Genomic DNA, 24,555 nt, shown 5'->3' with positions numbered 1-24,555 from the left:
TCCGAACCGCACCGGTCGGCGTGTTCCGTCACCACCCGACGCGTTCTCGCCGGTTGACGCGTCCTCACCGGTCGTCGACCGCCGAGATGAACACCGCGAGCACCGGGACGATCTCCAGCCGGCCGAGCCACATGAGGACGACCATGAGCAGCTTCGTCGTGTCCGGAAGCATCTCGTAGGTCCCGAACGGGCCGAGCGGCCCGAGCCCCGGCCCGATGTTGCCGATGGTCGCGAGCGAGGCGGCGAGCGCCTCGACGCCGGTGAGCGGCTCTCCCACTCGGGTCGTGTCCAGTTCGATGAAGACGGCGGAGAACGCGAACACCAGGAAGTACAAGAGCGTGAACACCAGGATGCCGCGGATGACCTCCTCGTCGACCACCTCGCCGCCGAGCCGGACCGGTCGAACGACGTCGGGGTTCGCCGTCGTGTACAGCTCGCGCCGGAGCGTCTTGAACAGGATGAGCCACCGGATCACCTTGATCCCGCCGCCGGTCGACCCCGCGGAGCCGCCGACGAACATCGCGAGCAGCAGGAGGAACTTCGTGTGCGTCTCCCACTGGGCGAAGTTCGCCGTCGCGAAGCCCGTGGAGTTCAGAAGCGACGCGATCTGGAAGACCCCCTGTCGGAGCGCGTTCTCCGTGACGCCCGCCGTGACGCCGCCGAGCTCAGTCGCCGGGGCCCCGCCCCGAAACAGCGTGACCGCGAGCACGGCGCTCAGCAGGGCGACCGCCCCGACGTAGACGCGGAACTCCGTGTTCTCGAACAGCTCCGTCGCCTCGTCGCGGAGGACGTACCAGAACAGCGCGAAGTTCACCCCGGCGACGACCATGAACGGGACGAACGTCCACTGGACGACCGGCGAGAACGCCGCGATGCTGTCCGCCTCGGGGGAGAACCCGCCGGTCGGCAGCGTCGAGAAGCCGTGGGCGATCGCGTTGTACAGGCCCATGTTCGGCGCGAGCCCGAGGAGGTGGAGCGCGTACAGGACGGCGACCAGCACGCCGGTGAACGCGACGTAGATGACCCAGAGCGCGCGGGCCGTCTCGGCGATCCGGGGCGTGAGCTTCTGGAGCTCCGGTCCCGGCGCCTCCGAGCGCATGAGCTGTGCGCCGTTGACCGCCAGTTCGGGCAGGATCGCGATCATCAACACGATGATCCCCATCCCGCCGAGCCACTGGGTGAGCTGCCGCCACATCAACACGGCGTGGGAGTGCCGGTCGAAGCTGATCTCCGCGAGCGCGGTCGCCCCGGTCGTCGTGAACCCGCTCGTCGACTCGAACAGCGCGTTCACCGGGTGTCCGAGCGCCGAGGCCGTGCCGTACCCCGCGAGGACGTAGGGTATCGCCCCGAGAGCGGCCGCCGCGAGCCACGCGAGCGAGACGACCGCGAGCCCCTCGCGAGGACCCAGATCGGGGTCGGGATCGAGCCGTTCGAGCGCGACGCCGGCGGCGACGCCGATCGCCATCGACGCGGCGAACACCCACGCGTCCTCCCCGTAGATCGCGCCGACGAGGAGCGGGACGAGCATCGCCGCCGAGAGGTACTTGAGGACGCTCCCGATGTAGCTGAACGTCGCCCGCGTGTCGATCGTTCGTGTCATGCGTGTGTCCCGCCGACGGAACGGATCGAGGATGTTCGTGGCGTTAGTAAGTAGTCGTCGATATCGCCAGGGATCCCCTCCGGAGACGGTGTCGACGATCCCACGACGGTCGTCCTCACGACGTCCAGAACGCCCGCGTGAACAACACGAGCACCGGGATGATCTCGATCCGACCGATCCACATCAGGACGATCATGACGCCGCGGGTCGTCATCGAAAAGGACGCGAACGTCCCGTAGGGGCCGGCGTCGCCGAAGGCGGGACCGATGTTGAGGAAGGTCGTCGCGGCCGCGCCCATCGCCTCGAACTCGCTGACGCGCAGTCCGGCGCGCTCGGCGTCGACGACGATCACGACGGTGAGCAGGAAGAAGATCACGATGCTCAAGAGGAGGTACGCGTAGATGTCGCGGACAACGGTCTCGTCGACGGGTTTCCCGGTGACGCGGATCGGCCGCACCGCCTCCGGGTGGATCGCGGTGTAGAGGTCCCGTCGGAACGCCTTCAGCGCGACGAGCCAGCGCAGCGACTTGATCGAACACGTCGTCGACCCCACCATCCCGCCGACGAACATACACGCGAACAGCATGTGTTTTGCCGCGGGAGCCCACAGCACGTAGTCGGTGCTCGCGTACCCCGTCGTGGTCACCATGGAGGCGACGTTGAAGACGGCGTGTCGCAGCGTCGCCTCGACGCCGAACGTCGTCGCCGGATCGAGGAACAGCGAGCCCGCGACGATCGCCGAGAAGAACCCGAGCGCGCCCAGATAGAAGTGGAACTCCTCGTTGCGGAGCAGCCGCATCGGCTCGCCGTTGATGAGGAAGTACAACAGGACGAAGCTTGTCGACCCGACGACCATGAACGGGACGACCGCCCACTGGATGACCGGGTGGAACGCGCCGACCGAGAGCGGCTCGGGCGAGAACCCGGCGGTCGCGACGGAGGTGAGCGCGTGCGCGATCGCGTTGTACAGGTCCATCTGCGGGTCGAACGCGAGCCCGAGCACGAAGTAGGTCGCGACCGCGAGGGCGGTGAGTCCGAGGTACAGCCCCCAGATGAGCCGGGCCGTCTCGGAGATCTTCGGCGTGAGCTTGTTGACGTCCTGGGTCTGTGACTCCGTCTCCATCAGCTGGGCTCCCCCGACCCCGATCTCCGAGAGCACCGCGGTCGCTAAGATCAGGATCCCCAGCCCCCCCAGCCACTGGATCACCTGCCGCCACATCAACACCGACCGGGAGTGGAGCGAGAAGTCTCGGAGCACGGTCGCGCCCGTCGTCGTCAGCCCGCTCATCGACTCGAACATCGCGTTCACCGGGTGAGCGACCGTCCCGACGCCGGCGACGACGAACGGGATCGCGCCCACCGCGGCGACGAGCAGCCAGATGAGCGCCACCGCGAGGAACGCCTCCCGTGGACCGAGGTCCACCTCGGGGTCGCCGAGCCGCCGGAACCCGGCCCCGAGCGCGAGCGTGACGGCGATCGTGGCGAGGAACGGCAGCGACGACTCGGCGTAGTAGAACGAGATAAGGAGCGGAAACGACAGCGGGACGGCGAGATACGTGAGGACGTCGCCGGTCAGTCCGACGCTCGCCCGCCAGCCGACGCGGATCCGGGTCCCGGCGGACATCTCAGGCCATCGACGCGATCTCGCTCACGGCGTCCGCGTCCACGAGCAGGATCACGTGGTCGCCCGGTTGGAGCACCGTATCTCCCCGCGGGGTGACGAGCGCGTGGTTCCGGGTGATCGCGCCGATGACGAACCGCACGTCGATCTCGTCGACCAGCTCCGCGATGGACCGGCCGGCGAACCGACACCCCTCGGTGAGCTCGAGCTCGAGCACCTCGGCCTGGTCGTTCTCCAACACCGCTATGTTCTCGGCGATGCTCTCGTAGGTGAACCGGGTGATCTCCTCGGCGGTGACGGACCGGGGGTTGATCGCGATGTCGATGCCGATCTCCTCGAAGACGGTGACGTAGTCGGGGCTGTCGACGACCGCGATGACGCGGTCGACGCCCATGCGCTTCGCGAGCACGGAGACGAGCAGGTTCTGCTCGTCGGAGCCGAGCGCGGAGACGACGATGTCGGCCTCGTCGACGTGCTCGCGGGAGAGGAACTCCGTGTCGGTCGCGTCGTGTTCCATCACGACCGTGTTCGGGAGCTCCTCCGCGAGCGTCCGGGCGCGATCCGCGTCCCGCTCTATCAGCCGCGGCGTGAACTCGCGCTCCTCGAGCAGTCGGGCGGTCTGGTAGCCGATCTCGCTGCCGCCGACGATCACGATCTCGTCGGCCTCGTCCGGGGTGGTGTCGGGCGCGACGTCGTTCGCGAACGACTGGACGCTCTCGGGGCTGCCGATCACCACCGCTCGGTCGCCGGCCTCGATGTCGGTGTCGCCGCGCGGGATACTCATCTCGCCGTCGCGGAAGATCCCCACGAACGTCAGCGACTCGAACCGGTCGGCCTCAGAGACCGTCTGGCCGGCGACCGGGCTCTCCGCGTCGATCTCGAACTCCGCCATCTGGACGAGCCCGCTCGCGAACGGGTCGACGTCTACCGCCGCGGGGAGGCCGATGACGCGGACGATGTTCTGGGCGGTCAGGAGATCCGTACACACCATGAAGTCGACGCCGAAGGCCCCCTCGTTGCCCTCCCACGTCCGGAGGTACTCGGTGCTTTTCACCCGCGCGATCGTGAAGCCGTCCCCGAGCGTCTTCGCGGTCCCGCAGGTCACGAGGTTGGTCCGGTCGTCGTCGGTACAGGCGATGACCATGTCCGCGCTCCCGACGTTCGCGGCCGTCTGGATCCCGGAAGCCGTCCCGTCGCCGGCGATCGTGAGCACGTCGAGTTCGTACTTGAGCTGTTCGGCGCGGTCGGGGTCGACGTCGACGACGACGACCTCGTGGTCGGACGCGAGGCTCGCGGCGATGCTCGTGCCGACCTCGCCGGCGCCGACGATGACCACGTGCATGGGACCATCCATTCGGCGGACTTACAAGTGGATTACTATCGGCGACGCGGGAGGGCGGCCCTCGCCGACGGACCCTTACGGTTCGCCGCCGAACGACGCCGGCTCGGACCACGCGTCGCGGCCCGAGACGGTCCGCTGCGGGAACGGGATCGAGATCCCCTCCTCGTCGAACCGTTCTTTGACCGTCTGGACGTACTCGGCGCGAGTCCGCACGAAGTCCGCGCGCGAGGGGTCGTCGATCCAGATCCGCGACTGGAGCCCGACGTACGAGTCGGCGAGTTCGGTCAGCCGCACCGACGGGGCGGGGTCGTCGAGGATCCCCTCGTGCGCCTCGGCCTCCTCGACGATGATGTCGATCGCCGAGTCGATGTCGTCGTCGTAGTCGATCCCGAAGACGAACTTCAGGCGGAGCCGCCCCTTCGAGACGGGGTTCTTGATCACGCCGCCGGTGAGCACGTGGTTCGGCACCGTGAGCAGCTCGTTGTCGAACGTGCGGACGCGGGTGACGCGGAACGAGATGTCCTCGACGACGCCCGAGTTCCCGTCCCACTCGATCCAGTCGCCGATGCGGAACGGCTTGTCGGTGTAGATGAAGACGCCGGCGACGAAGTTCTTGAGCACGTCCTGCATCGCGAGGCCGATCGCGAGCGTGGCCGCGGCGGCGATCGTCGCCACCGACCGCAGGAAGTCGCCGTAGCCGGCCACGCTGAACCCGACCGTGACGCCCGCGAACACCACGAGGAAGGTGACGATCTTCTGGAGCGGGCGGCGGGCGTGGTCGTCGAGGCCCCGCCGGTCGAACACGCGAGAGACGAGCGGCCCGACGACGACCCTGTTCGCCACGAACGCCGCGGCGACGACGGCGAGGAAGGTCGCGGCGGCGAGCACGGCGCCGGTCGCCGGGCCGAGATACGGCTCTACGGCCCCGGAGACGACCGGTATCGCCCCCGCCATCAGTGGAAGACCGCCGTGTTCCCGCGCGTCTCGACCAGGTCGGCCCCGACGGCCTCGGCGAGCTCGTCGGCGAGTTCGTCCGTCGACGTGCCGCCGCGGGCGGCCCGCAGGAACTTCGCTTTCACCAGCTTGCGGTCGTCGAGCTGGTCGGCCAGCTCGTCGACGACCGCCCCGATGCCGCCCTTGCCGACCCAGACGGTGACGTCGAGGTCGTGTGCCTCCTTTCGAAGCTGCTGATCGGTCATGTCCGATTCACTCGCTCGCCCGCATTGAACCTTGAGGTTCGCGGTCCGCTCGCGGCGCCCCGACGAGTGTCTGTCGTCCCGTCCGCAATGAATTAGATCTATCTAATAATTTGATTAGGGTCGCAAGTACTATGGTCGTTCCCCGCCGACGGGTCGGTAATGAACTCCGAACGAATCGCAACGACGAGCGTCTCGCGGCGGCGGTTCCTCGCGGGCGGTGCCGGCGGGGTCGTCGGCGGGCTCGCGGGCTGTCTCGGCGGATCGGCGGGTTCCGGCGGCGGCGAGAACGCCGGCGGGGGAACCGACGCCGACGGGGGCGACGGCGACGCCGGCGGCCCCGTCGTGGTCGCCTCGTTTTTCACCTTCTACGACTACGCCCGGCGGCTCGCGGAGGGAACGGCGATAACGGTCGAGAACCTGGTCCCGACCGGACTCCACGGGCACGGCTGGGAGCCGGACCCGTCGATCCAGCGACGGATCACCGACGCCGACGCGTTCGTCTACGTCGGTCCCGACTTCCAGCCGTGGGCCGACCGCGCTATCGACACGCTCGGCGCCGAGACCGCGGAGACGGCGGTCGTGAACGCCCGCGAGGGCGTCGACCTGATCGACCTCGGCGAGGGGCTCGGCGAGGAGGAGGCGGTCGAGGACGCGAGGGACCCGCACTTCTGGCTCGACCCCGAGCGCGCGACGCTGGCGGTCGAGAACGTCGCCGCCGGCCTGATCGACGTCGCTCCGGACGCCGAGGAGGCGATCCGCGAGAACGCGTCGGCGCTCGAGGCCGACCTCGCGGACCTCGATTCGACGTGGGCGGAGGCGTTCGAGGCGGCCGAGCGCGACGTGGTCTTCCTCGCCGCACACAACGCGTTCGGCTACCTCGCGGACCGGTACGGGACGACCATCGAGCCGCTGGTGGTGAACCTCGCGGCCGACGGTGACGTGCGCCCCGCGGACATGCGCCGGGCCCAGGAGACGATCGCCGCGAACGACATCCGGCACATCGGCGCGGCCGTCTTCGAACCGATCCGACCGGCGAGACAGCTGCTCGAACAGACCGACGTGGCGGCGTACTTCCCGGTCACGCCGTACGCCGGGACCGCGGAGTCGTGGGCCGAGCGCGGCTGGGGGTACTTCGACATCGCCCGCGAGGTGAACCTCCCGACGTTCCGGATCCTGCTCGGCGTCGACGACCCCGAGGACGTGACGTTCGCCGACTACGGCCGCAACTTCGAGCCCTGAGACCATGTCGTTCGAAGGGGTTCCATCGGTCGGCGTGGGCGGGGTCGAAACGAGCCGGGAGAGCGAGGAGGCCGGCAGTGAACGGAGCGACGGGGGCGCGGGCGAGGACGCCGGCCGCGTCGTCGAGGCGGTCGACCTGACGTTCGGGTACGCCGCGACGCCCGTGGTCGAGGACGTCTCGTTCGGCGTCGACCGCGGCGAGTACGTCGGGGTCGTCGGGCCGAACGGCTCCGGGAAGAGCACGCTGTTGCGGCTCGTACTGGGGCTTCACGAGCCCGACGCCGGGAGTTCCCGGCTGCTCGGGCACCCCTCGCTCGCGTTCGCCGAGCGCGAGCGCGTCGGCTACGTCGCCCAGGACGTGACCGAGAACACGACGCGGATGCCGATCACGGTCGCGGAGGTCGTGTTGATGGGGCGGTTCCCGCACGCCGGGTTCGGCCGCGTGACCGAGACGGACCGCGAGCACGCCCGCGAGGCGCTCCGGACGGTCGGGATCGAGGCCCTCGCCGACCGGAAGATCACGGCGCTGTCGGGCGGGCAGCGCCAGCGCGCGTACATCGCGCGGGCGCTCGCCGGCGAGGCCGAACTCCTCGTGTTGGACGAGCCGACCGTCGGCGTCGACGCCGAGTCCGTGGACGCCTTCTTCGACCTGCTCGCCGACCTCAACGAGGAGGGGATGACGATACTCCTCGTGGAACACGACATCGGGGCCGTCCTCGAGCGCGCCTCGCGGGTGATCTGTCTCAACCGCGAGGTGTACTTCGACGGGTCGCCGGCGGCGTTCGCCGGGAGCGACGCCCTCGAGCGGGCGTACGGGACGGCACTCGGCCTGGGGGCGAAGACGGAGGCGGATCCGGGGGGTGACCGGTCGTGACGCCGCTCGTCTCGGGAGCGATCCGCGCCCCCTACGACCTCATCGCGTGGCTGATCGGGCTGTGGAGCGACGCCCTCTACGCGGTCGGCGAGGCGTTCGGCATCGGGATGCTCCGGTACGTCTTCATGCACCACGCGTTCCTCGTCGGGGCGCTGATCGCGGTGATGGCCCCGCTCGTCGGGACGTTCCTCGTCCACCGGCAGATGGCGCTCATCGGCGACGCGCTGGCACACACGGCGTTCGCGGGCGTCGCCGTCGGGCTGTTCGTCAACTCGGTCCTGGGCACGGGGATCTCCCCGTACGTCACGGCGGTCGTCGTCGCGATGATCGCCGCGCTCGCCATCGAGCTGATCTCCGAAGTCACCGACGCGTACAACGACGTCTCGATGGCGATCGTGCTCTCCACTGGGTTCGCGCTCGGCGCGGTCCTGATCAGCGTGAACACCGGGGGGCTCGCGGTCGGGATCAACCAGTACCTCTTCGGCAACCTCGCGACCGTCTCCAGGGAGAACGCGGTCCTGCTCGTCGTCCTCTTCCTCCTCGTCTCGCTCGTCGTGACGGTCACCTACAAACAGCTGCTGTACGTCACGTTCGACGAGACCGCCGCCCGCGTCGCGGGGATCGACGTGGCGTGGTACAACCGCCTGATGACGACGCTGACGGCGATGGTGGTCGTCGGCGCGATGCAGATCATGGGCGTAATCTTAGTCGCCGCGATGCTCGTCGTCCCCGTCGCGGCCGCCGCGCAGCTCGCCCGCGGCTTCCGCGAGTCGCTCCTCGCCTCGGTCGTGCTCGCGGAGCTCGCGGTGCTCGTCGGGATCACCCTCTCGTACCGGTACGAGGCGACCGCCGGCGGGACCATCGTCCTCGTCGCGGTCGCGGTCTACGTGGTCGCGGTGCTGGCCGGGAAGATCCAGTCGCGGCGGGGTGTCTCCGAGGAAGCGGGAACGGGGACGGTCGCGAGGGAGATCGACGCGGGCACGGGCGAGCCCACGGACGACTGACCGTCCGCGTCAGGCCCCGGCTCCCACTTCCACGGCCCGCTACTCGGCGACTTCGACCTCGACGGCGTCCCGGTCGACGGCGAGCCGGAAGGTCGGCACCGTCCGGTAGACGACCTCGACGACGTTCTTTCGCTCCAGGCTCCGGAGCGCGCGGCGGACCTCCCCCACCTCGGGGTCGACGTCGTACGCCTCCCGGAGGGCCTCGAGGACGCTCACGACCGACTGCGAGCGCTCGTCCGGGCCGGCGACGACCGCGAACACTCGGGCTTCGAGCTCCGGGACGCGGATGGTGTCCGGGGCGGCCCCCTTCGCGACCGCGTCCGCCTCGATGCCGGGCTCGACGTCGACGAGGTCGTTCGCCTCGGCGGTCGCCCGGATCAGGCTGTCGTCGTCGCGGTAGTAGTACTCCTTCAGGTGCTCCTCGAGGTAGCGGTGGACCGCGCTGCCGTCCTCGACCCCCCACGCCTCCTGTAGTTCGCCGTTCTTCGTCGGCTGGAGGCGCACCACGTCGGCGAGGCGGTCCAGTTCCTCGTCGGTCAGGCTCATCGGTCCTCGACCGCGCTCGCCGCGCGGATCACGGTCGCCTCGCCGAACTTCGGCCCGACGAGCTGGAGCCCGACCGGGAGCCCGTCGGCCTCGCCCGCGGGCACCGATATCGCGGGGAGGTTCGCGAGGTTGACGGGAGTCGTGTTCGCGTCCGCGAGGTACATCCGGAGCGGGTCCTCGAGGCCCTCGCCGAGTTCGAAGGGGAGCACCGGCATCGTCGGCGACGCGATCACGTCGACGTCGTCGAAGGCGTCCTCGAAGTCCCGGCGGACCCACTCGCGGGCGTCCTGGGCCTTCTCGTAGTACTTGTCGTGGTATCCCGCAGAGAGCGCGTACGTCCCGAGCAGGATCCGACGTTTGACCTCCGCGCCGAACGCCTCGCGGGTCTCCGCGAACGACTCGTTCCAGTTCCCGTCGGAATCGGCGCGGTGGCCGTACCGGACCCCGTCGAAGCGCGCGAGGTTCGAGGAGGCCTCGCCGGTCGCGATCACGTAGTACGCCTGGACCGCGTGCTCGACGGAGGGAAGGGAGATTTCGACCGTCTCCGCGCCCCGGTCCTCGAGACACGCGATCGCGTCCTCGACCGTCTCGACCACGCGCTCGTCGGCCCCCTCGAAGAGTTCGGTGGGAACGCCGACGGTCAGCCCGTCGACGTCGCCGTCGGCGGCCGCGGCGTAGCCGCCCTGGGGGACGCCCGCGCCCTCGACGGCCGCCGGATCGCGGGTCGTCCCGTCGTTCGGGTCCGGCCCCGCGATGACCGAGAGCGCCTCGGCGGCCTCCTCGACGGTGCCCGCGATCGGGCCGATCTGCTCGAGCGAGTTGGCGTACGCGACGAGCCCGTACCGCGAGACGAGCCCGTAGGTGGGTTTGATCCCGACGACGCCACAGAAGGCGGCCGGGCAGCGCACGGACCCGCCCGTGTCGGAACCCAGCGCCACGTCGGCCTCGCCCGCGGCGACCGCGGCCGCGGAGCCGCCGGAGGAGCCGCCGGGGACGCGCTCGGGGTCCGCGGGGTTCCGCGTCGGGCCGAACGCGGAGGTCTCCGTGGTGGTCCCCATCCCGAACTCGTCCATGTTCGTCTTGCCGACGACCGTCGCGCCGGCGTCGGTCAGCCGCTCGACCACGGTCGCGGAGTACGGCGGGACGTAGTCGGCGAGCATCTCCGAGCCGCAGGTGGTCCGGACCCCCGCCGTCGAGATGTTGTCCTTGACGGCGACGGTCGTGTCCGCGAGCGGGCCCTCGCCGTCGCCCTCGATCGTCTCCTCGGTGATGAACGCGTTGAGATCGGCCGCCATCTACGACACCTTCGGCCCCTTGAAGAAGCCGTCCTCCGTCTCGGCGGCGTTCGAGAGCGCTTCCGCCTGGCTCAGCCCCCCCTCGATCTCGTCTTCGCGCATCACGTTGACGAGGTCCTCCTCGCGGTCGAGGTCGGGGACCTCGTCGAGCGCCTCGAAGTACTCGAGGATCGCCGCGAACTGCTCGGCGAACGTCTCGCGTTCGCCCTCCGCTAAGCGGACGCGAGCCAGCTCCGCGACGTGTTCCACTTCGGCGGCGTCGACGGCGGGGTCGTCCCCGCCCGAGCCGTCCGAATCCGGCGTGTCTGTCATACCGGGAGGTACGACGGGCCGGGAGTAAGGGTTTCGGAACGGTCGACCGGCCGGGATCGAGCGGCCGGGGGATGGATCCGATGGCCCGCCCGTTAGAATCGAGCGATCCGCTGCCGGCCGTTACTCGTCGTCGTCCGCGTCGGCGCGAACCGTGACCACCGGGGGATCAGCCAGCCGGACGACCTTCTCGGAGACGCTGCCGAGCAGGTACCGCTCGACGCCGGTGCGTCCCTCGGTGCCCATCACCACGAGGTCGATGTCGTTCTCGTCGATGTACGAGAGAATGACCTTGTGTGGATTCCCCTCGCGGACCGCAGCTCTCGTCTCGATCCCCTCGAAATCTGCCGCGATCTCCTCGACGAACGGGGTGGCACGCTCCTCGAGCTCGCGTCGCCGTTCGTCCTCCGAGGGTCGGTCCCGCCCGTACCCCTTCGGCCCGGACATGTAGTTGCCGCTCATCCCGAGAGAGAACTGGCGCGTGTCGACGACGTGTAACACGTGAACCGTCGCGTCGAACGCCTCGGCGATCTCCCGTACGTGTGCTATCGCGGCCTCGGAGCCGGCGCTCCCGTCCGTGGGATACAGTATGTGCTTGTACATGACGTCACCAGGCGAACCATCCGCACGGTTATATAAAATCCCACCGGCGGCGGGGAAGTGAACGCGAGTCGCTCGGGCGGGCCCGACTCGGTCCTCCGAGCCGACCGCTCAGAGGAGGTCGTTCGCGACCAGCCGGTCGACCGCCTCGCGCAGCCGCTCCTCGCTCGCGGCGTACGAGATGCGTGCGAAGCCGGGCGCGTTGAACGCGCTTCCGGGGACACACGCCACGGAGGCCTGCTCGATTGCGCGCTCACACCAGTCGGCGTCGTCCGCTCGCGGCTCGTCGCCGCTCGCACTCGAGCCGCTCCACGGCTCGCCTACCGGGATCATCATGTAGAACGCGCCGTCGCCGACGTCGACGTCGACGCCGTGCTCGTCGAACAGGTCGACGAGCAGGTCGCGGCGGTCGGCGAACGCCTCGCGCATCTCCTCGACCGCCTCGTCCGTGTTCGCGAGCGCCTCGACGCCCGCGCGCTGAACGAAGTTGGTCGCACACGACACCGAGTGCGAGTGGAGCTTGCCGGCCTGCCCGACGAACTCCTCGGTCGCGTGGAGGTAGCCCAGCCGCCAGCCAGTCATCGAGTACGCCTTCGAGAAGCCGTTGATCGTGACCGTTCGGTCGGCCATTCCGTCGAGGCTCGCGAGGGAGACGTGGTCGGCGTCGTAGACGATCCGCTCGTAGATCTCATCGGAGATGACGGCGACGTCGTGGTCGACCGCGAGGTCGCGGACGCCCTCCAGTGCCGTCTCCGAGAACACCGCGCCGGTCGGGTTCGAGGGGGAGTTGACGACGAGGAGTTCGGTGTCGTCGGAGACCGCCTCGGCGAGGGCGTCGAGGGCGGGCTCGAGCTGGAAGCCGTGCGGGGCGAGGTCGACGCGGGTGAGGTCCGCGCCCGCGAGCTTCGCCATCGCCTCGTAGGAGACCCACGCGGGGTCCAACAGCACGACCTCGTCCCCATCGTCGATCAGCGTTCCGAACGTCTCGTAGAGCGCCTGCTTGCCGCCGGGCGTGACGATCACCTCGTCGGCGCTCGCGTCGATCCCGTCGCCGCGGAGCTTCGCCGCGATCCCCTCCCGCAGCTCGGGGATCCCGTTCGAGGACGTGTAGCCGGTGTGGCCGGCGTCGAGCGCAGCCTTCCCCGCGTCGACGACGTTCTCGGGGGTGTCGAAGTCGGGTTCGCCGACCGAGAGGTCGACGATGTCCGCCCCCTCGGCCTCCTTTTCGGCTGCCAGGTTCGATATCGCCAGCGTCGCGCTGGGCTCTACGCGTCCGATCCGGTCGGAGTAGTCGTATGCGTCGGTCATTGTGTTCCGTTGGTTCGGTCAGTCGAGTTCCTGCGCGAGGTCGACGGCGGCGTTCGCGGCCTCCGCGCCCTTGTCGATCCGCTCGCGGGCCTCCGCGCCGGACATCCCCGGACCGCTCACGCCGAAGGTGACGGGGGTGTCGCGGTCGAGGCTCACCCGCGTGAGCGTCTCCGCGGTCGCGGTCGCGATGACGCGGTCGTGATCGGTGTCACCGGTGACGATGGCGCCGACGACGGCGACCGCGTCGACGTCCTCGCGCCGCGCCAGCCGGTCGGCGGCGAGCGGGCTGTCGTACGCGCCCGGCACGCTCACTTCGTCGACGACGACCGCGTCGCGCTCGGCCGCCGCCTTCCGGGCGGCCTCGGCCATCGGCTCCGTGACGGAGCCGTTGAACCGCGCCACCACCAGTCCCAGCGAGACCATACCCCGGCTCGGAGTGGGGGCGGCAAAGGTCTACCGTTCGGCGACGGCGGCCGACGCGCGCCGGCGAGGTCCCCCGGACGGTGTTTAAGAGGTTCGCGCCCCTACGTGGTTCCATGACGGAACACCTCGAGACGGCGACGTTCGGCGGCGGCTGCTTCTGGTGTATCGAGGCGGCGCTGGAGGAGCTCTCCGGCGTCGAGTCGGTGACCTCCGGCTACGCCGGGGGACACACGGAGGACCCGACGTATCGAGCGGTCTGTACCGGCGAGACCGGCCACGCGGAGGTCGTCCAGGTGGAGTACGACCCCGAGGTGATCGGCTACGACGACCTGTTGGAGGTCTTCTTCGCGATCCACGACCCGACGCAGCTGAATCGGCAGGGTCCCGACGTGGGGAGCCAGTACCGGTCGATCGTCCTGGCGCACGACGAGGACCAGCTCGAGCGCGCCGCGGCGTACATCGAGGCACTCGACGAGGAGTACGACGACGAGGTCGTGACCGAACTCGAGCCGCTGGAGACGTTCCACCGCGCCGAGGAGAAACACCAGGACTACTTCGCGAAGAACCCCGACGACGCCTACTGTACGTTCCACGCGCAGCCGAAGGTCGAGAAGGTGCGCGAGACGTTCGAGGCGAACCTCGCGAAGTAGATCGGATCCACGATCGCGAAGTAGGACCCCGATCGAGAGCCAAACCGCTTTACGAGCGCCGCCGTAAGGGGCGGTAATGGCGACGTGCGAGGAGTGCGGGGAGTACGAGAACCTCCCGTACCAGTGTCGACGGTGCGGCCGAACGTTCTGTGCGGACCACCGCCTGCCGGAGAACCACGACTGTCCGGGGCTCGCCGAGTGGAACGACCCCGGCGGCGTCTTCGACAGCGGCTTCGACGACGGCGTCGAGGGCGGGAACCGCGCCGACGCCGACGACGGCGTCGCGGGTCGGGCCAAACGGCGGATCGAGCGCGCGACTGGGACCGGCGGCCTGCTCGGCTACTTCCGCGGGAACGCCACGTACGTGTTGCTCGCGCTCATGTGGCTCACCTTCGTGGCGCAGTGGACGGTGACGCTCACGCTGGGCGAGGCGGCCCACAGCCAGATATTCGTGCTGCGGTCGGACGCGATCGGAAACGTCTGGACGTGGGTCACCTCCGTCTTCTCGCACTCGCGGGGCGGGCTGTTCCACATCCTCGGAAACAGCATCGTGCTGTTCTTCTTCGGCCCGCTCGTCGAGCGCGCGGTCGGATCGCGGAAGTTCCTCGGCTTCTTCCTCGTCTCGGGGATCCTCGCCGGGCTGGGTCACGTGCTGTTCGTGCTCGCGACCGGCGGGCTCGTGGGCGTGCTCGGGGCCAGCGGCGCGACGTTCGCGATCCTCGGCGTGTTGACGGTGTGGCGGCCGAACCTCGAGATCCTGTTGTTCTTCGTGGTCCCGATGAAGCTCAAGTACCTCACGTGGGGGGTGGCGCTGATCTCCGCGTTCCTCGTGGTCTCGACGGGCGCGGGCGGCGTCGGCGGTATCGCCCACGTCGCCCACCTGATCGGGTTCGCGATCGGCTTGGCGTTCGGCACGCGCAACGAGGACCTCGCGAGCCGCGCGGGCGGGCCGGGCGGGGTCTCGATGGGCGGCGGTCGCGTCCGCGGACCGGGCGGTCCGGGCGGCCCCGGCGGGCGGTTCTGAATGTCGCCGCCGATCGACACGAACGCCCTCGCGCGACCGGAGTTCCTCCCCGACCCGGACCGGTCGCGCGAAGAGATGGAGTCGCTCCAGCGCGAGCTGGCGGCGGCGGCGACGTTCGCGGACGACCTCGACTTCACGCCCGCCGAGATCGCGATCGACGAGGCCGCGGACCGCTCTACGGGGCTGCCGCCAGCGAGATCCGAACCTACCGGCGATCTCGACCCCGACGCGCCGGTCGTCGTCGGGATCGACCAGGCGTTCCGCCCCGAGCGCGACGAGGCGATATCGGCCGCGGTCGCGATCCGTGACGGGTGCGTGATCGAGTACGCGGACGCGGTCACGCCGCTCTCGATCCCGTACGTTCCGGGATTACTGGCCTTCCGCGAGGGCGAGCCGATACTCGCCGCGCTCGAGGCTCTCTCCGTCGAGCCGGATCTCCTCGTCTGTGACGGCTCCGGTCGGATCCACTTCCGACAGGCCGGGATCGCGACCCACGTCGGGGTGATCCGCGATCTGCCGAGCGTCGGCGTCGCGAAGCGCCTCCTCTGTGGCGAGCCCGACGAACCGGTCGGGGAGCGACCGGAGGGATGGTCCACCGCGATCCGCGCCGACGACTCGGTCGAGCGGGTCGGCGGGGACGTCGACGACGCGGACGCCGATCCCGACGCCGGCCCGCCCGTCATCGGGCACGCGTACCAGTCACGACAGTACCCGAACAGCCGGCGGGTGAACCCCCTGTACGTGAGTCCGGGTCACCGCGCGTCCGCGGAGACGACCGTCGAGCTCGTCGCGGCGCTGTGTGCCGGCTACAAGCTGCCGGAGCCGACCCGGCTCGCGGACGCGCACGCGGATCGAGTCAAACGTCGACTCGACGGCGACGGGTGATCGGCGCGGATCTTCAAGGCTTTAAGCGCGCGGAGTGACCGCCCCGATATGAGCCACCGGATTCTGCTTTTGGGCGCGCCGGGCGCGGGCAAGGGGACACAGAGCGCGAAACTCGCCGAGGAGTACGGGATCGACCACGTCACCACCGGCGACGCGCTCCGGGCGAACAAGGACATGGAGACGGAGTACGGGACGCCCCGATCGTTCATGGAGGCTGGCGAGCTCGTCCCGGACCCGGTCGTCAACGAGATCGTGAAGGCCGCCCTGGCGGACGCGGAGGGGTTCGTGCTCGACGGCTACCCGCGGAACCTCGACCAGGCCGAGTACCTCTCGGAGATCACCGACCTCGACGCCGTGGTCCTCCTTGACGTCGACGACGAGGTCCTCGTCGACCGGCTCACCGGCCGCCGGGTCTGTGAGGGGTGCGGCGCGAACTACCACGTCGACTTCCAGCCGCCCGAGGAGGCCGGCGTCTGCGACGAGTGCGGCGGCGAGCTGATCCAGCGCGAGGACGACACCGAGGAGACCGCGCGGGAGCGGCTCGAGGTGTTCGCCGAGAACACCGAACCCGTGATCGACCACTTCCGCGAGGAGGGCGTCCTCGAGGAGGTCGACGGCGAGGCGCCCCCCGACGAGGTCTTCGACCGGATCCGCGACGTCGTCGAGGAGTGATCCACCGGGTCGTCACGGAGCGATCGTCGCGGTCGCCGCGGGCCGATCGCCCACCCGTTCCGGGACGACCGCGACGACGATCCTACAAGGTTCTTAACCGTCGACCGCTAATCGCCCGATAATGAGTAAGGTCGAACGGCGGGTCCGCTCGCTCGTCGCGGAGGACGGCGAGATGCGGGACGCGCTCGAAACCGTCCTCGACCGCGCCACCGACGGCGAGGTCCAGTGGGTCGACGTCCGCGACGAGATCACGAGCGGACAGTGGGGACGGCTCATCGAGAAGGAGATCCTCGTCGACGGCGAGCGCGGGTTCGCGATCGCCGACCGCGACGGCATCGAGGCGGGACTAACCGACGACGACGGCGGGAGCGGAAGCGGCGGCGACGTCGAAACCCCGGAGACCACCTCGTGGACGAAGTGGGACAAGTTGGCGGCGTTGGCGACGGTCGGCGCGTTCGTCGGCTACGCCGTCCCGCCGGTCCGGAACGTCATCGCCGGCGGGCTCGACCTGGTGTTGGGCCCGCTTCTCGGCATCGTCCCCTTCTACGTCGTCATCATGGTGATCGCGTTGGGCACCGGTCTCTACTCGACGCTGTTGCGCGCGGGCCTGATGGACATGGAGAAGATGAGCCAGTACCAGGACCGCATGAAGGACATCCAGGAGCGCCGCAAGGAGGCCAAAGAGCGCGACGACCAGGAGGCGCTCGACGCGATCCAACAGGAGCAGATGGACGCGATGGGCGACCAGCTCGGCATGTTCAAAGAGCAGTTCCGTCCGATGGTGTGGATCATGTTCCTCACCATCCCGGCGTTCCTCTGGATGTTCTGGGTCATCGGCTACCGCGGCTCCGACTCCGCGTATCCCGCGGTGGCCGCTCAGGAGATCGTGGTCCCGCTCGCCGGCACGGTCACCTGGGACGCCGGCCTCGTCGGCCCCATCCAGATGTGGATCGTCTGGTACTTCCTCTGTTCGATGGCGTTCACCCAGCTGGTCCAGAAGAGCCTCAACATCTCGATGTCGCCGTCGTCGTCGTAGGCGGGCGATCCGGAGACGGCGCGAGTTTCTCGTCCTACTCGTCGTCGGCGACCGCCTCGGCGTCCTCGTCGGCTTCGCCGGCTTCGACCGCCTCCGCGACGGCCTCGAACGCCGCGAGGATCACGCGTTTACACGCCTGGCCCTCGGTCGTCCAGTGGTGGGCGTAATCGAGCATGTCGTCGTAGATGTCGGGTTTACACCCCGCCGCCTGCGGGTGGCCGCCGCCGTTGACCCTCCCGGCGACCTCGTGGGCGCGCCGGAAGCCCTCGGAGCCGCGGATCGACGCAGAGCCCGCCGGTTTGACGATCACGGCGGCGTCGGCTCCCCGCTCGCGAAGTTCCTCGGCCACCTCGTTCTGTGAACACCGGCCGTACGTCACCGCCACGCGCCAGTCGCCGACCTCGTGGGTGGCGGCGCGCTCGACGGCGGCGTCGATCCGCGCGGCCTTCTCGACCCGGCGCGACTCGACGTACTCGCGGACGACCTCGGGGAGGTCCGCGCCGTACGCGCCGATCACGGTCGCGTACTCCTCGCCCCCGGACCAGTAGGAGTAGTCGGCGAGGTCGTCCGACCGCGGGTCCTCCTTGATCCAGAGGTCGTGGTCGCGCGTCACCGCGGCGAGCTCGGTCCACCGATCCTCGAAGTCGTGCGTCAGCGACCGGAGCGTCACGTCGGCGGTACACTCCTCGTCGGAGTCGCCGACGACGAGGTCGACGCCGCGCTCGCGGACCGCCGCCGCCACGTCCGCGTCCCACTGGTGGTGGTCGAACCACCGGATCGACGTACACGACGCCGAGAGCGCGTCCAGCGCCTCCTCGATCGGCTCGAACTCGTCGGGACAGAGGTCACAGACGTAGAGGTCGATCCCGTCGTCGGCGTACGCGACGACGCGCTCCAGGGCGGTGTCGAGCGAGTACGGTCCGGCCGAGATCAGCCCGACCGGGGACCGCGTGTGGGCGTCCGCCGTGGGATCGTCGGCCTCGGACTCGGCATCGAGGTCCGCCGAGTCGGCGTCCGCGGGATCGGCGTCGAGGTCGGCGTCCGCGGGATCGGCGTCGCCGTCCGGCCCGCTCTCGTCGTCCTCGGCGGTTCGCTCCGCGATGGCGGCCTCGAAATCCGCGACGTCCAGGGCGGCGTCGTACGCCTCGCGGACCATCGCCGCGCAGGCGAGCCCGTCCGCGTCGCCGTCGGCGACCACGACGGCCTCGCTGCCCTCGATCGTCTCGCTGGCGCGGCGCTCCGCGCGTTCGTCGTCGAGCGAGTCGGGGTAGAAGAACCCCGTTCCGGGGAGCTTCGTGTATCGAGACAGCGGGGTCCCGGTCTGGTCGATGAGGTCGTCGTCCATACCCGCAGGCCGGGCGGCAACGGGAAAACTCCGCCGCTCCGCGGCGCGACGGCACCGACCCGGAGACGCCGATCCGTCCCGGCGCGGTCCCGCGGCCGAGGACCGAACCAGCTAACCCCTCGCCGGCCCGTTCGGGGAGCGTGAACGAGCGCGACGCCCTCCGGAGACTCGCGGTCGACCTGCCCCGCGCCGGCGACGACGCGGCGGTCGTGGACGGCACCGTCATCACCACCGACATGCTCCACGAGCGGACCGACTTCCCGCCGGGGACGACCCGGTACACCGCCGGCTGGCGCGCGGTCGGCGCGTCGCTGTCGGACGTCGCGGCGATGGGCGCGGAGGCGACCGCCGCCGTGGCGGTGTACGCGGACGAGACGTTCGACCCCGACGCCATCGACGAGTTCGTCGCCGGCGCGGTCGACGTCTGTGCGGCCGTCGGCGCGGAGTACGTCGGCGGCGACCTCGACGAACACGTCGAGTTCACGACCGCGACGACCGCGATCGGGAGCCTCCCCGACGTCGACTCCGACGCCGCTGCCGGCCCCGGTGTGGTCTCCCGATCCGGCGCGTCGCCCGGCGAGGCGCTCTGTGTCACCGGCGAGTGGGGTCGGTCGGCGGCGGCGCTCCGGCTCTTCGAGCGGGGAACCGAGACCGCCGTCGAGCGTGCGAACGACCTCTTCCGGTTCACGCCGCGGGTCGCGGACGGCCGCGCGCTCTCGGGGGTCGCCACGGCGATGATGGACTCCTCGGACGGGCTCGCGCGGTCGCTCCACCAGCTCGCGGAGGCGAGCGAGGTCGGGTTCGGGCTCGACCGCGACGCGCTCCCGGTTCACCCCGCCGTCGACGACGTGGTCGGTCCGGGGAGCGGCGACGCGGTCGGCGAGGATGACGCCGATCCCGCGGAGGGCGACGAGCGGTTCGAGCTCGCCGCGCACGTCGGCGAGGACTTCGAGCTGGTGTGTACGGTGCCCGAGCCGGCCCTCGAACGGGTCCGGGAGGCGTGCCCGGCCGGGCTCGTCCGCGTCGGATCGGTCCGCGAGGCGGACGCCGGCGTCACCGTCGACGGCGAGCCGCTGCCGGACCGCGGGTACACCCACGGCTGAGTCGGCGGCGGCGCGAGGGGTAGAGGGGGTCCTCAGCTCCGCTGTTCGTCCGCGTTGGTCTCGGACTCCTCGAGGTCGACTTCGACGTCCCCCTCGGAGAGATCCTCCTCGAGGTCCGCGCCGTCGACTTCGGCTTGGATATCGTCGAGTTCGGCGTCGATCTCCTCGTCCGTGCTCTCGGTCGCGCCGTCCGCGTCCTCGCTCGGGGCGTCCGCCTTCCCGAGCTCGCCTTTGAGCGTCTCCAGTTCGGCGTCGACCTCACTGTCCGTCGAGAGTTCGTCGAGCTCGCGATCGATGCCGTCCTTGTCCGAGAGCGCGTCCTCGAACGCGCCGGTCTCCTCGAGCTCGTCCATCGCCTCCGCGCGCGCCTCCATCTCCTCGGTCCGCTCCTCGGCGCGCTCGATCGATCGACCCACGTCCTCCATCTCGTCGCCGACGCCGGTCATCGCCTCGGAGACGCGCGAGGAGGCCTCCGCGGCCTCGTAGCGGGCCTTCATCGTCTCCTTCTTCGTGCGGAACTCCTCGATGCGGTTCTGGAGCTTGTTCTTCTTCTCGACGAGCTGGTCCTGGGTGTCGTTCAGCTTCGCGATCTGCCCTTCCAGCTCCTCGATCTGGGCCATCTTCGACTTCTTCTTCTCTAAGGCCTTCCGCGCGAGGTCGTCGCGGTCCTGCTGGACCGCCTCCCGAGCCTGTCGGTTGTGCTTTTCGACGTTCTCCTCGAGCTTGCGCTTTTGAATCTCCAGGCGTTTCTTCTGGGTCGTGAGGTCCGCGATCCCCTGTTTGACGTCCTGAAGCTCGTCACGCATCTGCTCGTAGGAGTAGTCGAGCGACTCGGTCGGGTCCTCGGCCCGATTGAGGAGGGCGTTCACCTTGGAGCGGATGACGTAGGAGGCGCGCGAGAGGATTCCCATGGGCGTTGTACACGCTCCATCCGTTAAAACCTCATGTGGTTCCGTCCCGGAACGCCGGCGTCCAACGGGCTGACCGTATCCTAAAGGTTTATTCGGGACGTAGTTAGATTCGAACGCATGGACATCGGCGTACTGACCGTTCCGTTCGGTGGGGAATCGATCGAGGACGCGTTCGCGTATCTCTCGGGACTCGGCGTCGACGCGGTCGAACTCGGCGTCGGCGGCTTCCCCGGCGAGGACCACGTCGACCGCGAGGCGTCCCTCGACGACGAGTCGAGGCGGGCGGCGCTTGCCGACCTGCTCGAGACGCACGACCTGCGCGTCTCCGCGCTGGCGACCCACAACAACCCGCTTCACCCCGACGAGGACCGCGCCGGGGACGCGGACCGAGAGCTGCGCGAGGCGATCGAGCTGGCCGACCGGCTCGGCGTCGACACCGTCACCTGCTTTTCGGGACTCCCGGCGGGCGCGCCCGGCGACTCGACGCCCAACTGGGTCACCGCCCCGTGGCCGACCGAGCACGCCGAGGCCCACGAGTACCAGTGGGACGAGGTCGCGATCCCCTACTGGAGCGACCTCGCCGAACACGCCGACGCCCACGGCGTCGACGTCGCGATCGAGATGCACCCGAACATGCTCGTCTACGAGCCGACCGGCATGCTCGCGCTCCGGGAGGCCACGAACGAGCGCGTGGGTGCGAACTTCGACCCCTCCCACCTCTACTGGCAGGGCATCGACGTGACGGAGGCGATCCGGTTCCTCGGCGAGCACGACGCGATCCACCACGTTCACGCCAAGGACACGAAGGTGTACGAGTCGAACGCCCGCGTGAAGGGCGTCCTCGACACGACGGACTACACCGAGGAGCCCGACCGCTCGTGGCTCTTCCGCTCGATCGGCTACGGCCACGGCGAGGCCCACTGGAAGGACGTCGTCTCGACGCTCCGGATGGTCGGCTACGAGGGGGCGCTCTCGATCGAACACGAGGACTCGCTCACCTCTCCGCGCGAGGGGTTGGAGAAGGCCGTCGACGTGCTCCAGCGGGCCGTCTTCGAGACGCGGCCGGGAGACGCGTACTGGGCGGAGTGAGCGAGCGAACGATCACCACGACGACGATGACAGACGAACCACTGAAGATCGGCGTTCTGGGGTATCGATTCATGGGCAACGCGCACGCGAACGCGATGGCACGGCTCCCGATGTTCTTCCCGGACGCGCCCGCCGTCGAGCGACACACGCTCGTCGGGCGCGACGAGGAGGCGCTCGCGGAGGCGGCGGACCGATTCGGCTTCCCGCACACCGAGACCGACTGGGCCGACGCCATCGAGGCGGTCGACGTCTTCTACAACCTGGGACCGAACCACGTCCACGTCGAGCCCTCGGTCGCCGCGCTGGAGGCGGGCGTCCCCGTCCTCTGTGAGAAGCCGCTCGCGTCGACCCTCGAGGGGGCAGAGCGGATGCGCGAGGCGGCCGCGAACGCCGACGTCCCCTCGGGTTGCGCGTTCAACTACCGGTTCGTCCCGGCGATCCAGCACGCGCGGAACCTGATCGCCGACGGCGAGATCGGCGAGATCCGACACGTCCGCGGGCGGTACCTCCAGGATTGGCTCGTCGATCCCGACGCGCCCTGGGCGTGGCGGATGGACGCCGACCTCGCCGGCTCCGGCGCGCTCGGCGACCTGGGCGCGCACTCGATCGACCTCGCGGGGTTCCTCGTCGGCGACGCGGTCGGCGGGATCGACCGCGTCTCCGGGCACCTCGAGACGTTCGTCGAGGAGCGGCCGGTCCTCGACGACGAGGGGAACGTCGAGGAGTACCGCGACGTGACCGTCGACGACGCGTTCTCGGCGCAGGTCGCCTACGACTCCGGCGCGATGGGCACCTTCGAGACGTCGCGGTTCGCGACCGGCCACAAGAACGACCACGCGATCGAGGTCCACGGATCGACGGGGAGCCTGCGGTTCTCGCTCGAGCGGCTGAACGAACTGGAGGTGCTCCGAGAGGGCGACCGCGGCTACGAGACGGTGCTCGTCACCGACGAATCCGATCCCTACGTCGACCACTGGTGGCCGCCGGGCCACGTCCTCGGCTGGGAGCACACCTTCGTCCACGAGAACTACGAGTTCCTCTCGGCGGTCGCCGAGGGCGGCGAGTTCTCTCCCTCGTTCGAGGAGGGGTATCAGGTCCAGCGCATCCTCGAGGCGATCGAACGCTCCGACGAGCGCGGCGAGTGGGTGTCGGTGGAGTAGCTCGTCGATCACGCCGTCGCCGACGGGCCGTGAACCCCTCACGCCGCGACCGGGGCGGCCTCCGGGCCGTTCTCCTCGGCCCACTCGTCTATCTCGGAGTCATCGTCCGGCTCGTAGCTGCCGAGCGTCTCGCTGCGGTCGAACGCCACCGGTTCCCAGACGACCTCCACGGTCTCGTCGCCGGTGGCGTTGGGCACCGTCACCCGGTCGCCCGGTCGGACGATGCCCTCGCCGGGCCACGCGCCGAACGTCATCGAGTCGTCGGGGTCCTCCCCGCGGACGTACAGCTCCTCGGCCGGGACCGGGTCCGGGCCGACCGCGGTGACGACGAGGCTCCCGTTGTCCCGTTCGACCTCGAACTCCGCGTCCGGCGGGGCGACCCCGTCGATGAGCCCGAACATCGCCGCGCCGACGACTGCGAGTATCAACACCACCACGCCGACGAGGACGCCGGTGCCGGCCATCGGTGCGAACCCCCGTTCGTCCTCCCGATACCCGCACATTCGTCTCCCCCTCCGCCACCGCCGATATAAGGGTTTGCCCGCCGGATATCAGTCCGGATAACGGGCGGCGCGCGAGCGGTCGCCGTGCGCTCGCGGGCGGGCGGCGCGGATCGGAACCCCGTTATCGGAGGGAGCCGTACCCGATACCGTGAACTCGTGGATCGAGAACCCGGAGGGCGGGCGGGACCGCGGCCTCCGGGCGCTGGGACGCGCGTGGGTCGAGGTGCTGGTCCGACCGCGACGCTTCTTCGCGAACGGGGTCGCCCCCGGCGACCAGGCACCGGGGCTGACGTTCGCCGCGGCCGTCGCCGCCGCCTTCACGCTCGGCTGGGTCGTGACCGATCCGACCGTGGTGCCGACGATCGCCGAGAGCACGGTGCTCTCGGCGGCCGTCGTGGTGTTGCTCGTCACGGCGCTCGCGGCCCCCGTCGGCCTCCACCTGACCGCCGCGATCGCGACGGTGTCGCTCGTGATCGCCAGCCTCGAGGTCGACGGCGGGCTCTCGTTCCGCGAGCGCGGCGGCGTGAGCGAGACGGTACAGGTGGTCGCGTACGCGAGCGCGCCGATGGCGCTCGCCGGACCGCCGTTCCCGGTCCTCCGGGTCGCCTGCGGCGGATACGCGACGCTGCTGCTGCTTGTGGGCGTCCGAACGATCCACGGAACCTCCCCGTTGCGGACGCTTCTTGCGGGCGTCCCGGCGGCGACGTTCGGATACGGGGTCGGCTACCGGGTCGTGGCCGCGGTGCGGACGCTCCTCGGGTGACAGGTGCCAACGGCTCCCGTTCGGACGGCTTTCGACAACCGTTTTAGGCGTGAG

General features: G+C 69.9%; 26 protein-coding genes. 12 read left to right on the top strand and 14 right to left on the bottom strand.

Going from position 1 to position 24,555, the window contains the following annotated elements:
* Positions 1-64: 64 nt before the first annotated feature.
* The 5 genes from NO889_RS13485 to NO889_RS13465 all read right to left on the bottom strand — a co-directional run bounded on the left by NO889_RS13485 (position 65) and on the right by NO889_RS13465 (position 5,762).
* Complete coding sequence (locus tag NO889_RS13485; protein WP_256412767.1) at positions 65-1,600, bottom strand: TrkH family potassium uptake protein; 1,536 nt, start codon at positions 1,598-1,600, stop codon at positions 65-67.
* A 115-nt stretch (positions 1,601-1,715) separates the two neighbouring features.
* The gene (locus NO889_RS13480) at positions 1,716-3,224 is read right to left on the bottom strand and encodes a TrkH family potassium uptake protein (protein ID WP_256412766.1); all 1,509 of its coding nucleotides are present in this window, start codon (positions 3,222-3,224) and stop codon (positions 1,716-1,718) included.
* A 1-nt stretch (position 3,225) separates the two neighbouring features.
* Positions 3,226-4,563, bottom strand: a complete 1,338-nt coding sequence (gene trkA / locus NO889_RS13475) for a Trk system potassium transporter TrkA (protein ID WP_256412765.1) — start codon at positions 4,561-4,563, stop codon at positions 3,226-3,228.
* Positions 4,564-4,638: 75 nt separating this feature from the next.
* A complete protein-coding gene (locus NO889_RS13470) occupies positions 4,639-5,517 on the bottom strand; it encodes a mechanosensitive ion channel family protein (protein WP_256412764.1) in 879 nt (292 codons plus the stop codon).
* On the bottom strand, positions 5,517-5,762 hold the full coding sequence (locus NO889_RS13465; protein WP_256412763.1) for a YhbY family RNA-binding protein: 246 nt from the start codon (positions 5,760-5,762) through the stop codon (positions 5,517-5,519). The genes NO889_RS13470 and NO889_RS13465 overlap by 1 nt, the downstream gene beginning before the upstream one ends.
* Before the next feature lie 159 nt (positions 5,763-5,921).
* Between NO889_RS13465 and NO889_RS13460 the strand changes: the two genes are divergently transcribed.
* Genes NO889_RS13460 through NO889_RS13450 form a run of 3 tightly spaced genes read left to right on the top strand, consistent with a single transcriptional unit; the run spans position 5,922 to position 8,879 of the window.
* Positions 5,922-7,001 carry a metal ABC transporter substrate-binding protein gene (locus tag NO889_RS13460; protein WP_256412762.1) on the top strand — a complete coding sequence of 360 codons (1,080 nt, stop codon included), beginning with the start codon at positions 5,922-5,924 and terminating at the stop codon, positions 6,999-7,001.
* A 4-nt stretch (positions 7,002-7,005) separates the two neighbouring features.
* Complete coding sequence (locus tag NO889_RS13455) at positions 7,006-7,875, top strand: metal ABC transporter ATP-binding protein (RefSeq protein ID WP_256412761.1); 870 nt, start codon at positions 7,006-7,008, stop codon at positions 7,873-7,875.
* Complete coding sequence (locus NO889_RS13450) at positions 7,872-8,879, top strand: metal ABC transporter permease (protein WP_256412760.1); 1,008 nt, start codon at positions 7,872-7,874, stop codon at positions 8,877-8,879. The genes NO889_RS13455 and NO889_RS13450 overlap by 4 nt, the downstream gene beginning before the upstream one ends.
* 39 nt (positions 8,880-8,918) lie before the next feature.
* Here NO889_RS13450 and NO889_RS13445 read toward each other — a convergent pair whose 3' ends face one another.
* From NO889_RS13445 to ribH, 6 genes are all read right to left on the bottom strand, one after another.
* Entirely contained in the window at positions 8,919-9,425 is a 507-nt protein-coding gene (locus NO889_RS13445) for a DUF5797 family protein (protein WP_256412759.1), read from the bottom strand.
* Entirely contained in the window at positions 9,422-10,720 is a 1,299-nt protein-coding gene (gene gatA / locus NO889_RS13440; protein ID WP_256412758.1) for an Asp-tRNA(Asn)/Glu-tRNA(Gln) amidotransferase subunit GatA, read from the bottom strand. The genes NO889_RS13445 and gatA overlap by 4 nt, the downstream gene beginning before the upstream one ends.
* The gene (gene gatC / locus NO889_RS13435) at positions 10,721-11,032 is read right to left on the bottom strand and encodes an Asp-tRNA(Asn)/Glu-tRNA(Gln) amidotransferase subunit GatC (protein WP_256412757.1); all 312 of its coding nucleotides are present in this window, start codon (positions 11,030-11,032) and stop codon (positions 10,721-10,723) included.
* Between the two features lie 120 nt (positions 11,033-11,152).
* Positions 11,153-11,632 (bottom strand): universal stress protein, encoded by a 480-nt coding sequence (locus NO889_RS13430; RefSeq protein ID WP_256412756.1) that lies wholly within the window; start codon positions 11,630-11,632, stop codon positions 11,153-11,155.
* Positions 11,633-11,740: 108 nt separating this feature from the next.
* Positions 11,741-12,937 carry a pyridoxal phosphate-dependent aminotransferase gene (locus NO889_RS13425; protein ID WP_256412755.1) on the bottom strand — a complete coding sequence of 399 codons (1,197 nt, stop codon included), beginning with the start codon at positions 12,935-12,937 and terminating at the stop codon, positions 11,741-11,743.
* 18 nt (positions 12,938-12,955) lie between these two features.
* Positions 12,956-13,360, bottom strand: a complete 405-nt coding sequence (ribH, locus tag NO889_RS13420; RefSeq protein WP_256412754.1) for a 6,7-dimethyl-8-ribityllumazine synthase — start codon at positions 13,358-13,360, stop codon at positions 12,956-12,958.
* Between the two features lie 113 nt (positions 13,361-13,473).
* Here ribH and msrA point away from each other — a divergent pair, with 113 nt between their 5' ends.
* The 5 genes from msrA to NO889_RS13395 all read left to right on the top strand — a co-directional run bounded on the left by msrA (position 13,474) and on the right by NO889_RS13395 (position 17,627).
* Positions 13,474-14,010, top strand: a complete 537-nt coding sequence (msrA, locus tag NO889_RS13415; protein WP_256412753.1) for a peptide-methionine (S)-S-oxide reductase MsrA — start codon at positions 13,474-13,476, stop codon at positions 14,008-14,010.
* A gap of 76 nt (positions 14,011-14,086) precedes the next feature.
* A complete protein-coding gene (locus NO889_RS13410; RefSeq protein WP_256412752.1) occupies positions 14,087-15,034 on the top strand; it encodes a rhomboid family intramembrane serine protease in 948 nt (315 codons plus the stop codon).
* Complete coding sequence (locus NO889_RS13405) at positions 15,035-15,919, top strand: endonuclease V (RefSeq protein WP_256412751.1); 885 nt, start codon at positions 15,035-15,037, stop codon at positions 15,917-15,919.
* A gap of 48 nt (positions 15,920-15,967) precedes the next feature.
* The gene (locus NO889_RS13400; protein ID WP_256412750.1) at positions 15,968-16,591 is read left to right on the top strand and encodes an adenylate kinase; all 624 of its coding nucleotides are present in this window, start codon (positions 15,968-15,970) and stop codon (positions 16,589-16,591) included.
* Between the two features lie 121 nt (positions 16,592-16,712).
* On the top strand, positions 16,713-17,627 hold the full coding sequence (locus tag NO889_RS13395) for a DUF106 domain-containing protein (protein WP_256412749.1): 915 nt from the start codon (positions 16,713-16,715) through the stop codon (positions 17,625-17,627).
* Between the two features lie 34 nt (positions 17,628-17,661).
* Here the strand turns inward: NO889_RS13395 and NO889_RS13390 are convergent, their stop codons facing one another.
* Positions 17,662-18,972 (bottom strand): DHH family phosphoesterase, encoded by a 1,311-nt coding sequence (locus NO889_RS13390; RefSeq protein ID WP_256412748.1) that lies wholly within the window; start codon positions 18,970-18,972, stop codon positions 17,662-17,664.
* A gap of 140 nt (positions 18,973-19,112) precedes the next feature.
* On the opposite strand from NO889_RS13390, the gene thiL reads away from it, so the two are divergent.
* Positions 19,113-20,075, top strand: a complete 963-nt coding sequence (thiL, locus tag NO889_RS13385) for a thiamine-phosphate kinase (protein WP_256412747.1) — start codon at positions 19,113-19,115, stop codon at positions 20,073-20,075.
* Positions 20,076-20,107: 32 nt separating this feature from the next.
* Here the strand turns inward: thiL and NO889_RS13380 are convergent, their stop codons facing one another.
* Positions 20,108-20,986 carry a PspA/IM30 family protein gene (locus tag NO889_RS13380; protein WP_256412746.1) on the bottom strand — a complete coding sequence of 293 codons (879 nt, stop codon included), beginning with the start codon at positions 20,984-20,986 and terminating at the stop codon, positions 20,108-20,110.
* Positions 20,987-21,103: 117 nt separating this feature from the next.
* Here NO889_RS13380 and NO889_RS13375 point away from each other — a divergent pair, with 117 nt between their 5' ends.
* Both NO889_RS13375 and NO889_RS13370 read left to right on the top strand, forming a co-directional pair.
* Entirely contained in the window at positions 21,104-22,075 is a 972-nt protein-coding gene (locus NO889_RS13375; RefSeq protein WP_256412745.1) for a sugar phosphate isomerase/epimerase family protein, read from the top strand.
* A 26-nt stretch (positions 22,076-22,101) separates the two neighbouring features.
* Positions 22,102-23,235 (top strand): Gfo/Idh/MocA family protein, encoded by a 1,134-nt coding sequence (locus NO889_RS13370; protein WP_256412744.1) that lies wholly within the window; start codon positions 22,102-22,104, stop codon positions 23,233-23,235.
* 38 nt (positions 23,236-23,273) lie between these two features.
* Here the strand turns inward: NO889_RS13370 and NO889_RS13365 are convergent, their stop codons facing one another.
* Positions 23,274-23,738: a type IV pilin domain-containing protein gene (locus tag NO889_RS13365; protein WP_256412743.1), complete on the bottom strand. Its 465-nt coding sequence runs from the start codon at positions 23,736-23,738 to the stop codon at positions 23,274-23,276.
* 148 nt (positions 23,739-23,886) lie between these two features.
* Between NO889_RS13365 and NO889_RS13360 the strand changes: the two genes are divergently transcribed.
* Positions 23,887-24,501, top strand: a complete 615-nt coding sequence (locus NO889_RS13360; protein ID WP_256412742.1) for a YIP1 family protein — start codon at positions 23,887-23,889, stop codon at positions 24,499-24,501.
* The last annotated feature ends 54 nt before the right edge of the window (positions 24,502-24,555 follow it).

The sequence above is a fragment of the Halorubrum rubrum genome (assembly GCF_024494685.1).
GTDB classification, from domain to species: domain Archaea; phylum Halobacteriota; class Halobacteria; order Halobacteriales; family Haloferacaceae; genus Halorubrum; species Halorubrum rubrum.
Note: the sequence above shows the minus strand (reverse complement) of the source record. Positions and strands in the feature narration are given on the sequence as shown.

Coding starts and splice junctions, on each gene's coding strand:
- NO889_RS13485 (WP_256412767.1), bottom strand. CDS start 1,600: ATGACACGAACGATCGACACGCGGGCGACGTTCAGCTACATCGGGAGC.
- NO889_RS13480 (WP_256412766.1), bottom strand. CDS start 3,224: ATGTCCGCCGGGACCCGGATCCGCGTCGGCTGGCGGGCGAGCGTCGGA.
- trkA (WP_256412765.1), bottom strand. CDS start 4,563: ATGCACGTGGTCATCGTCGGCGCCGGCGAGGTCGGCACGAGCATCGCC.
- NO889_RS13470 (WP_256412764.1), bottom strand. CDS start 5,517: ATGGCGGGGGCGATACCGGTCGTCTCCGGGGCCGTAGAGCCGTATCTC.
- NO889_RS13465 (WP_256412763.1), bottom strand. CDS start 5,762: ATGACCGATCAGCAGCTTCGAAAGGAGGCACACGACCTCGACGTCACC.
- NO889_RS13460 (WP_256412762.1), top strand. CDS start 5,922: ATGAACTCCGAACGAATCGCAACGACGAGCGTCTCGCGGCGGCGGTTC.
- NO889_RS13455 (WP_256412761.1), top strand. CDS start 7,006: ATGTCGTTCGAAGGGGTTCCATCGGTCGGCGTGGGCGGGGTCGAAACG.
- NO889_RS13445 (WP_256412759.1), bottom strand. CDS start 9,425: ATGAGCCTGACCGACGAGGAACTGGACCGCCTCGCCGACGTGGTGCGC.
- gatA (WP_256412758.1), bottom strand. CDS start 10,720: ATGGCGGCCGATCTCAACGCGTTCATCACCGAGGAGACGATCGAGGGC.
- gatC (WP_256412757.1), bottom strand. CDS start 11,032: ATGACAGACACGCCGGATTCGGACGGCTCGGGCGGGGACGACCCCGCC.
- NO889_RS13430 (WP_256412756.1), bottom strand. CDS start 11,632: ATGTACAAGCACATACTGTATCCCACGGACGGGAGCGCCGGCTCCGAG.
- NO889_RS13425 (WP_256412755.1), bottom strand. CDS start 12,937: ATGACCGACGCATACGACTACTCCGACCGGATCGGACGCGTAGAGCCC.
- ribH (WP_256412754.1), bottom strand. CDS start 13,360: ATGGTCTCGCTGGGACTGGTGGTGGCGCGGTTCAACGGCTCCGTCACG.
- msrA (WP_256412753.1), top strand. CDS start 13,474: ATGACGGAACACCTCGAGACGGCGACGTTCGGCGGCGGCTGCTTCTGG.
- NO889_RS13410 (WP_256412752.1), top strand. CDS start 14,087: ATGGCGACGTGCGAGGAGTGCGGGGAGTACGAGAACCTCCCGTACCAG.
- NO889_RS13405 (WP_256412751.1), top strand. CDS start 15,035: ATGTCGCCGCCGATCGACACGAACGCCCTCGCGCGACCGGAGTTCCTC.
- NO889_RS13400 (WP_256412750.1), top strand. CDS start 15,968: ATGAGCCACCGGATTCTGCTTTTGGGCGCGCCGGGCGCGGGCAAGGGG.
- NO889_RS13395 (WP_256412749.1), top strand. CDS start 16,713: ATGAGTAAGGTCGAACGGCGGGTCCGCTCGCTCGTCGCGGAGGACGGC.
- NO889_RS13390 (WP_256412748.1), bottom strand. CDS start 18,972: ATGGACGACGACCTCATCGACCAGACCGGGACCCCGCTGTCTCGATAC.
- NO889_RS13380 (WP_256412746.1), bottom strand. CDS start 20,986: ATGGGAATCCTCTCGCGCGCCTCCTACGTCATCCGCTCCAAGGTGAAC.
- NO889_RS13375 (WP_256412745.1), top strand. CDS start 21,104: ATGGACATCGGCGTACTGACCGTTCCGTTCGGTGGGGAATCGATCGAG.
- NO889_RS13370 (WP_256412744.1), top strand. CDS start 22,102: ATGACAGACGAACCACTGAAGATCGGCGTTCTGGGGTATCGATTCATG.
- NO889_RS13365 (WP_256412743.1), bottom strand. CDS start 23,738: ATGTGCGGGTATCGGGAGGACGAACGGGGGTTCGCACCGATGGCCGGC.